The following is a 13,953-nucleotide window of genomic DNA, read 5'->3' on the forward strand; positions in this document are numbered from 1 at the left end:
AGGGTAACAACCCGGGCGGTGTCAGCCGCCGTGGTGCGCGCGGAAGCGCACGATGGCGGAGAAGTCCTCGGCGGAGAGCGAGGCCCCGCCGACGAGGGCGCCGTCGACGTCGGGCTGGTCCATGAGCTCGGCGATGTTGCCGGGCTTGACCGAACCGCCGTACAGGACGCGCATCCCGCCGGCCAGCTCGTCACCGTGGCTCTCGGCGACCTGGCGCCGCACGGCCGCACAGACCTCCTGCGCGTCCTGCGAGGAGGCCACCTCTCCGGTGCCGATGGCCCACACGGGCTCGTAGGCGATGACGGTGGTGCCCAGCCGCTCGGCGGTGGAGCCCTCGAGCGCGGCGGCCACCTGGGCCGTGACGTGCTCGAGGTGCTGCCCGGCGCTGCGGACGTCGTGGGTCTCCCCCACACACAGGATCGGGGTGAGCCCGGCGGCGAGGGCGGCCTGCACCTTCGCCCGCACCTGCTCGTCCGACTCGTGGTGGTCGGCGCGGCGCTCGGAGTGGCCCACGATCACGTACTCGCAGCCGAGCTTGGCCAGCATCGCGCCCGAGACGTCCCCGGTGTGCGCGCCCGACTCGTGCTCGGAGAGGTCCTGCGCACCCAGCCGGATCTCCATCCGGTCGGCCTTGATCAGGGTCTCCACGCTGCGCAGGTCCGTGAACGGCGGGAAGACCGCGACCTCCACGGACTCGTGGTCGTGCGACGCGTCCCGCAGCACCCAGTCCAGCTTCTGGACCAGGTGGGTCGCCTGCAGGTGGTCCAGGTTCATCTTCCAGTTGCCGGCGATCAGCGGCAGTCGAGCACTCACGCGAGGACCTCCAGGCCCGGCAGCTGCTTGCCCTCCAGGTACTCCAGCGAGGCGCCGCCACCGGTGGAGATGTGGCCGAAGTCATCGTCGGCGAAGCCGAGCTGTCGCACGGCGGCCGCGGAGTCACCGCCACCGACGACGGTCAGCGCGCCGCCCCGGGTGATCTCGGCGAGCTTCTCGGCCACGGCCTTCGTCCCGCCGGCGTAGGGCTCCATCTCGAAGGCGCCCATCGGGCCGTTCCAGAAGACGGTGCGGCAGTCGGCGAGCTTGTCGGCGAACAGGCGGGCCGAGTCGGGACCGATGTCCAGACCCATGCGGTCGGCGGGGATCTCCTGGACCGACACGACCGACTGCTCGGCCTCGGCGGAGAACTCGCTGGCAGCCACCACGTCGGTGGGCAGAACGATCTCGACGCCGCGTGCCTCGGCCTGCTCGAGGTAGCCCTTGCAGGTCTCGACCTGGTCGGCCTCCAGCAGGCTCTTGCCCACCTCGTGGCCCTGGGCCTTGAGGAAGGTGAAGACCATGCCGCCACCGATGAGGAGACGGTCGGCGGTTCTGATGAGGTTGTCGATGACGCCGAGCTTGTCGCTCACCTTGGCGCCGCCCAGGACGACGGCGTAGGGGCGCTCGGGGTCGGTGGTGAGGCGCTGGGCCACCTCGACCTCGGCCTGCACCAGCCCACCGGCGGCGGCGGGCAGCTGCTGGGCGATCTCGTGCACCGAGGCCTGCGCGCGGTGGACCACGCCGAAGCCGTCGGAGACGTAGGCGTCCGCGAACTGCGCGAGCTGACCGGCGAAGGCCTCGCGCTCGGCGACGTCCTTGCTCGTCTCCCCCGGGTTGAAGCGGAGGTTCTCCAGCAGGGCGACGTCGCCCTGACCGAGGCCGTCGACGACGGCTCGCGCGGAGTCGCCGACCGTGTCGGTGGCGAAGGCGACCTCGCGGCCCACGAGCTCGGACAGGCGGGCCACCACCGGCTGGAGAGAGTACTGGGGATCCGGTGCACCCTTCGGACGGCCCAGGTGCGCCACGACGACGACCTTCGCCCCGGCCTCGGACAGCTGGCGCAGCGTCGGCGCCGAGGCCACCAGGCGACCGTCGTCGGTGATGGTGGTGCCGTCCAGCGGGACGTTGAGGTCGGAACGGACGAGGACGCGCTTGCCGCGCAGGTCCCCCAGGTCGTCGATGGTGCGCACGATCAGGCCTTTCCAGAGCGTCGGTGGTGGCAGGACGGTCGGTACCGCCGGCTGCACGGTACCCGGTGCGACCGGCGGAAGGCGGTGTTGACCTCCTCGGCGGTGGCCTCGCGCTCCAGCCGGACGGTCAGGTCCGTGACCGAGCCGGTGGGGACCGGCCCGCGGAACGCGAAGCCGTCGAGCTTGCCCTCGAACTGCGGGAGCACCTGCGAGATCGCCTTGGCGGCGCCCGTCTTGGTGGGCACCACGTTGAGTCCGGCCGCACGGGCACGACGCATGTCCTTGTGCGGGCCGTCCTGCAGCCGCTGGTCGGCCGTGTAGGCGTGCACGGTCGTCATGAGGCCGCTGACGATCCCGAACTCCTCGTCCAGCACCTTGGCCATGGGAGCGAGGCAGTTGGTGGTGCAGGAGGCCATCGACAGGACGTCGTGGCGGGCGGGGTCGTAGTCGCCCTCGTTGATGCCGAGGACGACGGTGAGGTCGACGCCCTTGCCGGCGGCGCTGATGACGACCTTCGTGGCGCCGGCATCGATGTGCTCGTGGGCGCCGCTGGCGTCGGTGAACCGACCGGTGCACTTCAGGACGACGTCGGCGCCGAGCTCGCCCCAGGGCAGCTCCTCGGGGTCGTCGACGGAGGTGGCGGGGATGCGGTGGCCGCCCACGGTGATCGACTCGTCGTCGCAGGTGACCTCCTCGGCAAGGCGCCCGAGGACGGAGTCGTACTTCCGGAGGTGGGCGAGCATCTGGTCGTCGGTGAGGTCGTTCACCCCGACGATCTCGACGTCGGCGCGGGAGCCGTCTCCGCCGGCTGCGCCGCCTGCTCGGGCTCAGTGAGCAGCGCGTCCACCTCCGCCTCGGTGATCGTGACCCGGGTGTCGTCCACCCCGAGCTCGGCCGCGCGGCGGTCGGCCATGGCCAGCAGGCGGCGGATGCGTCCGGCGACGGCGTCCTTCGTCAGCGGCGGGTCCGCGAGCTGCCCGAGCTCCTCCAGGGAGGCCTGCTTGTGCTCCATGCGCAGCTGACCGGCCATCCGCAGGTGGTCCGGGACGTCCTCCCCGAGCAGCTCCATCGCGCGCGAGACCCGGGCGCTGGCCGCGACCGCCGCACGCGCGGAACGGCGCAGGTTCGCGTCGTCGAAGTTGGCCAGCCGGTTCGCGGTGCCCCGCACCTCGCGGCGGAGACGTCCCTCCTCCCAGGCCAGCACGGCGTCGTGCGCACCCATCCGGGTGAGCAGGGCGCTGATGCCGTCGCCGTCGCGCACGACGACGCGATCGACACCACGCACTTCGCGGGACTTCGCGGTGATCTCCAGGCGACGGGCCGCGCCGACCAGCGCGAGGGCCGCCTCTGGACCGGGACAGGTCACCTCCAGGCTGCTGGAGCGCCCGGGGCCGGTCAGCGAGCCGCGGGCCAGGAAGGCACCCCGCCAGGCGGCCTCGGCCGAGGCGATGGCGCCGCGAACGACCCGGGCCGGCAGACCGCGTACAGGCCGACCCTGGGAGTCGAGCAGCCCCGTCTGACGGGCCAGCGAGTGCCCGCCCTCCACGACGCGGATGACGTAACGGGTGCTCTTGCGCAGTCCGCCGGCGGTCAGGACCAGCAGCTCGCTGTCGTGGCCGTAGAGCTCGCTGATGGTGGCCCGGGCCCTGCGCGCGGCGCTGGCGGTGTCGATCTCGGCCTCGATGACGATCCGTCCGCCGACGAGGTGCAGTGCCCCCGCGAAGCGCAGCAGGGAGGAGACCTCCGCCTTGCGGGCCTCCGCGGTGGGGACAGCGACGCGTGACAGTTCGTCCTTGAGGGATCCGGTCATGGCCATGGGATCCATGGTCCCACGCGGTCCCGGGACGTCCTCACCCCAGGTTGAGCACGTCCTGGTAGGCGGTGGCCAGACGCATCACGTCGTGGACGCCGGGGCGGGTGCGGCTCACGAGGTCCGTCACGTGGAGGTCCCCGTCGGACTCCCGCACGATGCTCTCCAGGGCAGCGAGGTCCCGGGGGTCGGCGACCTGGTGCTGGTCGACGAGGACCACGTTCGGCACGAAACCCGGCGCGTTCTCCAGCACGGCGGCCACCTGCTCGGCGGGCGACCGCCCCTGGTTCTCCCCGGTGGAGTCGATGTTCATGGTCAGGACCCGGCGGGCGGAGGTCTGCACGACGGCGTCGCGCAGGTCCGGCACCAGGAGGTGCGGCATCACCGAGGTGTACCAGGAGCCCGGCCCGAGGACGACGTAGTCGGCAGCGGCCACCTCCCTGACCGCCTCCGGCTCGGCCTGCGCGTCGCGGGGCGTGAGGCGCACCTGCTCCACGTAGCCGGGGCTGCGAGCGACCTCCTTCTGCCCGACGACCACGTCGCGCCGGGTCGGCTGGTCGGGGTCGGCTCCCAGCACCGTGGCCTCGATGCCGAGCGGCTGCGGGCACATGGGCAGCACCCGGCCCCTGGCCCCGACGAGTCGCGCCAGTGCCGCCAGGCCCTCGACCGGTCCCCCGAGGCGGTTCCAGGCGGTGAGGATGAGCAGGTTGCCCATCGCGTGCCCCTCGAGCTCACCGGCGAGGGACAGGGTGGCCGGGTCGACGCCGTCGTGGCGGCGGGAGCGCGGGAAGCGGTGCTGCAGCAGCTCGCGCCAAGCCTGCCCCTTCTCGGTGTCGTCGCACAGGGCGGCCAGCGCCATCCGGATGTCACCCGGCGGGATGCTGTCGTAGTCGTCACGCAACCGGCCGCTCGATCCGCCGTTGTCCGCCACGGTGACCACGGCGGTGAGATCCCGGGTCAGGTGGCGCAGCGCGGTGAGCGTGGCGTAGAGGCCGTGGCCGCCGCCGAGAGCCACCACGCGGGGCGGCAGCTGCAGGGAACCGGTGAGGGCTGGACGACGGCCCGTGGTGAGTTCGACCATCTGTTCAGTGTCCCCCCAGCGTCGTCACGGGACAAACACCCTCGGTCATTCGCGCCCCAGGTCCCGGTGGATCGGCTGGGCCAGCACATCACGGTCGGCGAGTCGCCGGGACAGCTCCTCGGTGATCGCGACCGAGCGGTGCTTGCCGCCGGTGCAGCCGACCGCCAGCGTGACGAAGCGCCGGTGCTCGCGGCGGTAGCCGTCCACCATCGGCTCGAACATGGCCAGGGCCCGCTCGACGAACGCCCCCGCGCCCTCCTGGGCGAGCACGAAGTCCCGCACGGGGGCCTCGGTGCCATTGTGGGCCCGCAGCTCGGGCACCCAGTAGGGGTTGGGCAGGAAGCGCAGGTCGAGCACGATGTCGGCGTCCAGCGGGATGCCGTACTTGAAGCCGAAGCTCATGACCGAGACCCGCGGCAGGTGCTCGTCGGGCTTCACCAGGCGGCTGATCTGCGCGGAGAGCTGGTGCACGTTAAGGCGGCTGGTGTCGATGACCACGTCCGCCGCGGCGCGCAGGGTGCCCAGCATGCGGCGCTCGGTGCGGATGCCGTCCAGCATGCGACCACCGGCCTGCAGCGGGTGGGGGCGGCGGACGGACTCGTACCGGCGCACCAGCTCGGCGTCGCTGGCGTCCAGGAACATCAGCCAGAGGCGCCATCCCTCCTCGCGGAGGTCGGCCATCGCCTGGGCGAGGTCCCCCATGAGCGCCTCGGAGCGCACGTTGCAGGACACCGCCAGGGGCGGCAGCTGGCGGCCCTCCGCCTGGAGCCGTTCCGAGAGCCGGGCCATGTCGGGGATCAGCAGCGGGGGCAGGTTGTCGACCACGTACCAGCCCATGTCCTCCAGGACGTTGGTCGCCGTGGTGCGTCCGGCCCCCGAGAGGCCGGCGATGATCATCATGTCGCGCGGATCGCCGTGCGGGGGCTCCGAGGGGCCCAGCTCGGCGCGGCGGAGGAGATCGGTCATGAGGGCGGTCCGGGGGGCCTGCCACGCACCTGCGCCGGCGCCGGTCGAGGAGGTCGTCATGGCGGCCATCATGACAGCCTCAGTCGAGCACCTCGCCCGTGGTGACGTTCACCGACGGAGCCCGTTCGGTGCCGGCCAGGTGCTCGTGGACCGTGGCCGCCAGGGCCGGACCGATGCCGGGCACCTCCGCCAGCTCGTCGACCGTCGCCGCGCGCACGGCACGGACGGTGCCGAAGGCCTCCAGCAGGGCCTTCCGGCGGGCGGGTCCGAGCCCGGGGACGGTGTCGAGCTCGCTGGCGGTCATGGCCTTGGAGCGGCGCTGGCGGTGGAAGGTGATCGCGAAGCGGTGGGCCTCGTCGCGCAGCCGCTGCAGCAGGAAGAGCGCGTCGGAGCCGCGCGGCAGCACCAGCGGGAAGTCGTCGCCGGGCACCCACACCTCCTCCAGGCGCTTGGCCAGACCCACCACCGCGACGTAGTCGGCACCGGCCGCGTCCAGCGCCGCCCGGGCCGAGTTAACCTGCGGCAGACCACCGTCGACGACCACGAGCTGCGGCGGGTAGGCGAACCGCCGCGAGGCGGCCGCGGAGCCCGTGTCACCGGCCTCCCCCGCGGTGCCGCTCCCGGACGCGTCCTTCCGCGGTGCGCGCTCCCCGGTGAGGTCGTCCCCCTCGGGGGTGCGGGTGCCGTGGCGGAAGCGCCGGGTGAGCACCTCGGCCATGGCCCGGGTGTCGTCCGACGGCTCGCGGACGATGAAGCGGCGGTACTCGGACTTGCGGGGCAGGCCGTCTTCGAAGACGACCATGGAGCCCACCGAATTCTCCCCCTGCGTGTGCGAGATGTCATAGCACTCGATGCGCAGCGGGGCCTCCTCCAGCCCCAGCGCCTCCTCGAGCTCGCTGAGGGCCGCGGACCGGGTGGTCAGGTCACCGGCGCGGCTCATCTTGTGCCGGGCGAGGGACTCCTCGGCGTTCCGGATGACGGTGCGCAGCAGTGTCGCCTTGTCGCCTCGCTCGGGGGTGCGGATGGCCACCCGGGCGCCCCGGAGGCCGCTGAGCCAGTCGGTGAGGACGTCGTGTTGCGTGGGCTCGGTGGAGACGAGCACCTCGCGCGGGATGTCGTCCTGCTCGGAGCCGTAGAACTGCCGCAGGAGGTGCTCGATCGCCTCCGCTGTCGGGTGGTCCTCCTTGTCGACCACCCAGCCGCGCTGCCCGCGGATGCGGCCCCCGCGGACGTGGAAGACCTGCACCGCCGCCTCGAGCTCGTCGTCGGCGATGCCGAACAGGTCGGCCTCGACGTCCTCGTTGAAGACGACGGCGGACTTCTCCAGCACCTTCTCCAGAGCACCGAGGTCGTCCCGCAGCCGGGCCGCGTTCTCGAAGTCGAGCTCGGCGGAGGCCTGGTGCATGCGCTGGGTCAGGTCCTTCACGAACCCGGCCGTGTCGCCGCCCATGAAGCGGCAGAAGTCGTCGACGACCCCCCGGTGCTCCTCGGGCGTCACGGCCCCGACGCAGGGTGCAGAGCACTTGTCGATGTAGCCCAGCAGGCACGGGCGGCCGGCGGCCTGCGCACGCTTGTAGACCCCGGTGCTGCAGGTGCGGATGGGGAACACCCGGGTGGCCAGGTCGAGCGTCTCGCGGATGGCCCAGGCCTGCGCGAACGGGCCGTAGTAGCGGTTGCCCTTGCGCTTGGCACCCCGCATCACCATGGCGCGGGGCACCTCCTCCGACCAGGTGACCGCGAGATAGGGGTACGACTTGTCGTCGCGGTACTTCACGTTGAAGCGCGGGTCGAACTCCTTGATCCAGGCGTATTCGAGCTGCAGCGCCTCGACCTCGGTGTTGACGACCGTCCACTCCACGGACGCACCGGTGTGCACCATCTGGCGGGTGCGCGGGTGCAGCTGCGACGGGTTCTGGAAGTAGGAGCTGAGGCGGGAGCGCAGCGACTTCGCCTTGCCGACGTAGATGACCCGCCCGTGGACGTCACGGAACCGGTAGACGCCCGGGGAGGTCGGGATCTCCCCGGGGCGCGGGCGGTAGCTGGCGGGGTCCGCCATCAGCGGCGCGGCGCGGCCGCGAGCAGCTCTGCGAGGTAGCGGCCCGTGTGGCTCTCCTCGACGGCCGCGACCTCCTCGGGCGTCCCGGTGGCCACCACGGTGCCGCCGGCGTCCCCGCCCTCGGGGCCCATGTCGATGAGGTGGTCCGCGCTGCGGATGACGTCGAGGTTGTGCTCGATCACGAGCACCGTGTTGCCCTTGTCCGCCAGGGACTGCAGGACGTCCAGCAGGCGGCGGACGTCCTCGAAGTGCAGTCCGGTGGTGGGCTCGTCGAGCACGTAGACCGTCCGTCCGCTGGAGCGCTTCTGGAGCTCCGCGGCGAGCTTGACGCGCTGCGCCTCGCCACCGCTCAGCGTGGTGGCTGGCTGGCCCAGGCGCACGTAGCCCAGGCCGACGTCGACGAGGGTCTGCAGGTGCCGGGCGATGGAGCGGATGGCCCCGAAGAACTCCAGTCCCTCCTCGATCGACATGTCGAGCACCTCGGCGATGTTCTTGCCCTTGAAGTGCACCTGCAGCGTGTCGCGATTGTAGCGCGCCCCGTGGCAGACCTCGCAGGGCACGTACACGTCTGGCAGGAAGTTCATCTCGATGCGCAGCGTGCCGTCACCCGAGCACGACTCGCAGCGGCCGCCCTTGACGTTGAAACTGAAGCGCCCCGGGCCGTAGCCGCGGACCTTCGCCTCCTCGGTGTCGGCGAACAGCGCGCGCACCTTGTCGAAGACGCCCGTGTAGGTGGCCGGGTTGGAGCGCGGCGTGCGCCCGATGGGGCTCTGGTCGACGTGGACGACCTTGTCGAGGTGTTCGAGGCCCTTGACGGTGCGGTGCCGCCCGGGGATGCGCCGGGCGCCGTTGAGCCGGTTGGCCAGGGTCCTGTACAGGATGTCGTTCACGAGGGTCGACTTGCCCGAGCCCGACACACCGGTGATGCAAGTGAACGTCCCCAGCGGGAAGCTGACGTCCACGTCCTGCAGGTTGTTCTCCGACGCGCCCTTGACCTCCAGCGCCTTCCCGTTGCCCGGTCGTCGTTCGGCGGGGGTGGTGAGCACCTTGCGGCCGGCGAGGTAGTCGCCGGTGATCGAGTCGCTCTCCAGCAGGCCGTCGACCTCGCCGGAGTAGACGACCTCTCCCCCGTGCTCACCGGCACCGGGCCCGATGTCGATGACCCAGTCGGCGGTGCGGATGGTGTCCTCGTCGTGCTCGACCACCACGAGGGTGTTGCCGAGGTCCCGCAGCCGGGTGAGGGTGTCGATGAGCCGCTGGTTGTCGCGCTGGTGCAGCCCGATGGAGGGCTCGTCCAGGACGTAGAGCACCCCGACCAGGCCGGCGCCGATCTGCGTGGCCAGCCGGATGCGCTGCGCCTCGCCGCCGGAGAGCGAGCCGGCCGCGCGGTCCAGGGTCAGGTAGTCCAGGCCGACGTCGAGCAGGAAGCCGAGGCGTGCCCGGATCTCGCGCAGGACCTGCTCGGCGATGCGCGCCTGCTGCTCGGTGAGGCTCATGCCCTCCAGGAAGCGCGAGGCCTCCGCGATGGACAGGGCCGAGAGCTCGGCGATGTTGACGCCGTCGATGCGCACTGCCAGCACCTCCGGCCGCAGGCGGGCACCCTCGCAGTCCGGGCACGGGACCTGGCGCATGAGCTGCTGGTAGCGCTCCCGCATCTGGTCGGACTCGGTGTCCGCGTGCAGTCGCTTGACCTGCGTGACGGCGCCCTCGAAGCCGGTGGAGTAGTTCCGCTCCCGGCCGAAGCGGTTGCGGTAGCGCACGTGCACCTTGTGTTTGTGGCCGTAGAGGACCGCCTTGCGGGCACGCTGCGGGAGCGCGCGCCACGGCGTGTCCATGTCGAAGGACAGCTCCTGCGAGAGCGCCTCCACCACGCGTCGGTGGTAGTCGGCCATCTTCTTGCCCTGGGCCCAGAGCGTGACCGCCCCCTGGTTGAGGCTCAGCTCCTCGTCGGGCACGAGGAGGTCGGGGTCGACTTCCAGCTCGGTGCCGATGCCGTGGCAGGTGGGGCAGGCACCGAAGGGCGCGTTGAACGAGAAGGTCCGCGGCTCGATCTCCTCGATGCCGATCGGGTGCTCGTTGGGGCAGGCGAGGTGCTCGGACATGACCCGCTCCGAGGGGAGGCCGTCCCCCTCCTCGTCACCGGACACGTCGACGTAGTCGACCACCAGCCGCCCTTCGGCAAGCTTCAGTGCGGTCTCGACCGAGTCGGTCAGGCGCGTGACGAAGCGCGACTCGGGCTCCCCCTCGACGTGCTTGGCCTTCAGCCGGTCGACGACCACCTCGATCGTGTGCTTGTAGGTCTTCGCGAGCTTCGGCGGGTCGGAGAGCTGAACGGCCTCCCCGTCCACCCGGGCGCGCGCGTAGCCGCTGGTCTGCAGCTCGCGGAGCAGGTCGACGTGCTCGCCCTTGCGCTCCCGGACCACCGGGGCCAGCACCTGGAAGCGGGTACCCTCCGGGACGGCGGCCAGCTGGTCGACGATCTGCTGCGGCGACTGCCGCGAGACGACCTCGCCGCAGGACGGGCAGTGCAGGACGCCCGCCCGGGCGAACAGCAGGCGGAGGTAGTCGTGCACCTCCGTGATCGTGCCGACCGTGGAGCGGGGGTTGCGGCTGGTCGACTTCTGGTCGATCGCGACCGCCGGGGAGAGCCCCTCGATGAACTCGACCTGGGGCTTGTCCATCTGCCCGAGGAACTGGCGGGCGTAGGAGGACAGCGACTCCATGTAGCGCCGCTGCCCCTCGGCGAAGATCGTGTCGAAGGCGAGGGAGGACTTGCCCGAGCCCGACAGGCCGGTGAACGCCACGAGCGCGTCCCGCGGGAACTCCACGGACACGTCCTTCAGGTTGTTCTCCCGGGCCCCGCGCACCACGATGCGGTCGCGGGCGGATGCCTTCTCGCTGCTCACCAGGGGTCCTCACTCGACGGGGTCCGGACGTCGTGGAGCCGGCGGACGGGCACGGCGGATGAACGCGCGCCCCCGGCAGCGTCTCCACGAGACGTGCTCAGTCTAGGAACGACCACCGACAACCTCCGCGGTGCGCGCTGCATTCCCCGTCGGGGCGCTCCTAGTGTGGATCCATGTCCACACCTCCCGCACCGACGCAGGCGCCCATCGCGAGCCACGCCCTCCTGGCCGACGGCCGGACCGCGGCGCTGGTCTCGCTGGACGGCCGGGTGGACTGGCTGTGCCTCCCCCGCTTCGACTCCGAGGCGGTGTTCGCCTCCCTGCTCGGCACCCCGGAGCACGGCGAGTGGCTCCTGCGCCCGCGCGGTGTGAGCGCCTCCCGGCGCAGGTACCTGCCTGACTCGCTGGTCCTGAGGACGACCCACGAGGTCGAGCACGACGGCCGGACCGGCACGGTCGAGCTCACCGAGTTCATGCCCGTCCACGGCGAGCGCGCCGACCTGGTGCGCACGTCCTACGGCGCCGTGCGCCCCTGGGTGCGCCGCGACCACGACGCGCAGGGGCGCGAGGTGCTGGTGGCGGTCGCCGGCCCGGACAAGCTTGCCCTGCACGGCGACCCCCTGCCGACGGCGACGGACTCCCACCACGCCGGCCGGATCGTCCTGACCGAGGGCGAGGAAGTGACCTTCCGCCTGACCTGGCTGCCCGCGTGGGCCGATCTCGCCGAGGACACCCACTCGTGGGCCGTGCAGCGGGCGATGCTCGCCTGCCTCGAGGAGCACTGGCGACGACCCGACAACGGCATCTGGGAGATCCGAGGTCACCTCCGCCACCTCACCCACTCCCGGGTCATGGTCTGGGCGGCCTTCGACGCGGGTGACGACCCGCGCGTCGTCGGGACGATCCGGGCCGTCGAGGAGGACCTGTCGGTGGACGGCCTGGTCCTGCGCTACCGCACCGAGTTCGGCGTGGACGGCCTGAGCGGTGAGGAGCCCCCTTCCTCATCTGCAACTTCTGGCTGGTCATCGCGCGGGCCCTGGCGGGTGAGACCGAGGCGGCCGGCGAGCTCATGGACCGCCTCGTGGGGGTGTCGAACGACCTCGGGCTCCTCGCCGAGGAGTACGACCCGCTCTCCGGGGAGCTGATGGGCAACTTTCCGCAGGTCTTCAGCCACATCGGGCTGCTGCTGGCCGCCAGCGCGCTGGCGGCCGCATGAGCACCCCCACGCCGGTCCTGCCATTGCGCCCCCGCGCGGGCGGTTCCGCCGGCCCGGCGGCCCTGGTGCTGGTCGCCGTCCTGAGCGTGCAGTTCGGCGGCGCGTTCGCTGCGACGCTCCTGCCGCAGACGGGGGTGCCGGGCACCACCGCGCTGCGGCTCGGGCTCGCCGCCCTCCTGCTGGGGCTGGTGGTGCGGCCACGGGTGCGTGGCCGCACCACCGACGACTGGCGCTCGGTTGGCCTCTTCGCCCTCGCGATGACGCTCATGAACCTGCTCTTCTACGCCTCGCTGGAGCGGCTCCCCATCGGCGTCGCGGTGACCATCGAGTTCACCGGGCCGCTGCTCATGTCCGCGGTGCTCTCGCGCGCGGCGCGGGACCTCGTGGCCGTGGCAGCCGCCGCGGCGGGGGTCGTGCTGGTCAGCGGTGCCTGGCAGGTGCTCGCCGGTGGCGAGGCCGTCGACCCGCTGGGGGCGCTCCTGGCCGCTCTGGCGGGAGCGTGCTGGTGTGGTTACATCCTCGCCAGCGCCCGGGCCGGCCAGCGCTTCGACGGGCTCGACGGCATCGCGTTGGCGTTGGTGATCGGTGCGGTGCTGGTCGTCCCGTGGGGTGTCTGGTCGGCCGGCTCGCGACTCCTCGACCCGCACCTGCTGGGGATCGGGCTGGTGGTCGCGGCCAGCATCATCGTGATGTCCCGGCCACGACGAGGCGCCCGGCCCGCCGGAGCGGAACCGGGCGCCTGAGGCGACCAGCGGATCAGTTGTCGCGGTTGATCGGCACCTTCTTGCCGTCCAGGTTCATGTACTCCTGATCCGGGTCCTCCGCCTTGCGGCGGTCCTTGCTGGACTTGATGAGGCTGGCGATCGTCGTCACGCCCAGGATCACCACGATGGCGCCCAGCGAGACGAGGATCGGGATGTCCGGGGCCCACGCGATGTGCTCGCCGCCGTTGATGAAGGGCAGCTCGTTCTCGTGCATGGCGTGCAGGATGAGCTTCACGCCGATGAACGCGAGCAGGACCGACAGGCCGATGCCCAGGTAGACCAGGCGCTGCAGCAGGTCGCCCAGCAGGAAGTACAGCTGGCGCAGCCCCATCAGCGCGAACACGTTGGCCATGAGGACCAGGTACGGCTCCTGCGTCAGGCCGAAGATCGCGGGGATCGAGTCCAGTGCGAACAGCAGGTCGGTGGAGCCGAGGGCCAGCACCGTCAGGAACATCGGGGTGATGAGCTTCTTGCCACCCTCACGGCTGAAGAAGTGGGTGCCGTGCTCCCAGGAGTCGGTGGCCGGGAAGTGCTTCTTGACGAAGCGGATGAAGCCGTTCTCCTCGAACTCGTCCTCGTCCTCGTCGTTGATGGACTCCAGGAAGAGCTTGACGGCCGTGTAGATCAGGAACGCGCCGAAGATGTAGAAGATCCACGAGAACGCGTTGATCGCCGTGGCGCCGACCGCGATGAAGATCGCGCGCAGCACCAGGGCGATGATGATGCCCCAGAGCAGGGCGTCCTGCTGGTACTTCCTCGGCACCCCGAACGAGGACATGATGATGAGGAAGATGAACAGGTTGTCGATGCTCAGGGAGTACTCGGTCAACCAGCCGGCGAAGAACTCGGTGCCGTACTGGTGGCCCTGCGTCACCCAGACGCCGATGCCGAAGAGGATCGCGGCGCTGACGTAGACCGTCAGGAAGCCGGTCGTCTCCTTGCGGGACGGGACGTGCGGGTTGCGCATGGCCCACCAGACGTCGAAGGCCAGGACGACGAGGGTGACCGCCAGCGAGGCGATCCACACCCAGAGGGGAACGGTCATGCGAGGGAAACCTTCCGTTGCGGCCACCGGAGTGGCGCGTGGTCACGATGCGGAGGTCTCTCCCACCTCGGGTGGGCCGAACTCCCGGAAGCAGGGCACGCCG

11 protein-coding genes and 1 pseudogene are annotated in these 13,953 nt (G+C 71.4%); 3 read left to right on the forward strand and 9 right to left on the reverse strand.

Translation table 11 applies throughout. The features are described 5' to 3' along the window. Positions 1 to 21: 21 nt before the first annotated feature. From tpiA to uvrA, 8 genes and pseudogenes are all read right to left on the reverse strand, one after another. A complete protein-coding gene (gene tpiA, locus ACY8FT_RS03855; RefSeq protein WP_462417614.1) occupies positions 22 to 813 on the reverse strand; it encodes a triose-phosphate isomerase in 792 nt (263 codons plus the stop codon). Beyond that, entirely contained in the window at positions 810 to 2,006 is a 1,197-nt protein-coding gene (locus ACY8FT_RS03860) for a phosphoglycerate kinase (protein WP_462417615.1), read from the reverse strand. The genes tpiA and ACY8FT_RS03860 overlap by 4 nt, the downstream gene beginning before the upstream one ends. Positions 2,007 to 2,062: 56 nt before the next feature. Continuing rightward, positions 2,063 to 2,800, reverse strand: a pseudogene (locus ACY8FT_RS03865) (type I glyceraldehyde-3-phosphate dehydrogenase); the annotation flags it as partial. Continuing rightward, positions 2,770 to 3,822, reverse strand: coding sequence for a DNA-binding protein WhiA (whiA, locus tag ACY8FT_RS03870; RefSeq protein ID WP_462417616.1), 1,053 nt, complete (start codon positions 3,820 to 3,822; stop codon positions 2,770 to 2,772). The gene whiA and the pseudogene ACY8FT_RS03865, both read right to left, overlap by 31 nt. Positions 3,823 to 3,856: 34 nt before the next feature. Next, positions 3,857 to 4,897, reverse strand: coding sequence for a gluconeogenesis factor YvcK family protein (locus ACY8FT_RS03875; RefSeq protein WP_462417617.1), 1,041 nt, complete (start codon positions 4,895 to 4,897; stop codon positions 3,857 to 3,859). 45 nt (positions 4,898 to 4,942) lie between these two features. After that, positions 4,943 to 5,923 (reverse strand): RNase adapter RapZ, encoded by a 981-nt coding sequence (gene rapZ / locus ACY8FT_RS03880; RefSeq protein ID WP_462417618.1) that lies wholly within the window; start codon positions 5,921 to 5,923, stop codon positions 4,943 to 4,945. A 19-nt stretch (positions 5,924 to 5,942) separates the two neighbouring features. Further along, a complete protein-coding gene (uvrC, locus tag ACY8FT_RS03885) occupies positions 5,943 to 7,919 on the reverse strand; it encodes an excinuclease ABC subunit UvrC (RefSeq protein ID WP_462417619.1) in 1,977 nt (658 codons plus the stop codon). Further along, positions 7,919 to 10,825: an excinuclease ABC subunit UvrA gene (uvrA, locus tag ACY8FT_RS03890; protein WP_462417620.1), complete on the reverse strand. Its 2,907-nt coding sequence runs from the start codon at positions 10,823 to 10,825 to the stop codon at positions 7,919 to 7,921. Before uvrA ends, uvrC begins: the two co-directional genes overlap by 1 nt. Before the next feature lie 173 nt (positions 10,826 to 10,998). On the opposite strand from uvrA, the gene ACY8FT_RS03895 reads away from it, so the two are divergent. From ACY8FT_RS03895 to ACY8FT_RS03905, 3 genes are read left to right on the forward strand one after another with little or no spacing between them, the layout of a single operon-like run. After that, positions 10,999 to 11,970, forward strand: a complete 972-nt coding sequence (locus ACY8FT_RS03895) for a trehalase-like domain-containing protein (protein WP_462417621.1) — start codon at positions 10,999 to 11,001, stop codon at positions 11,968 to 11,970. Further along, positions 11,913 to 12,041, forward strand: coding sequence for a glycoside hydrolase family 15 protein (locus ACY8FT_RS03900; RefSeq protein WP_462417622.1), 129 nt, complete (start codon positions 11,913 to 11,915; stop codon positions 12,039 to 12,041). Before ACY8FT_RS03895 ends, ACY8FT_RS03900 begins: the two co-directional genes overlap by 58 nt. Beyond that, on the forward strand, positions 12,038 to 12,784 hold the full coding sequence (locus tag ACY8FT_RS03905; RefSeq protein WP_462417623.1) for an EamA family transporter: 747 nt from the start codon (positions 12,038 to 12,040) through the stop codon (positions 12,782 to 12,784). The genes ACY8FT_RS03900 and ACY8FT_RS03905 overlap by 4 nt, the downstream gene beginning before the upstream one ends. 13 nt (positions 12,785 to 12,797) lie before the next feature. Here the strand turns inward: ACY8FT_RS03905 and ACY8FT_RS03910 are convergent, their stop codons facing one another. Next, positions 12,798 to 13,850 (reverse strand): TerC family protein, encoded by a 1,053-nt coding sequence (locus tag ACY8FT_RS03910; protein WP_462417624.1) that lies wholly within the window; start codon positions 13,848 to 13,850, stop codon positions 12,798 to 12,800. Positions 13,851 to 13,953 lie beyond the last annotated feature (103 nt).

This window comes from Kytococcus sp. Marseille-QA3725, assembly GCF_054950055.1.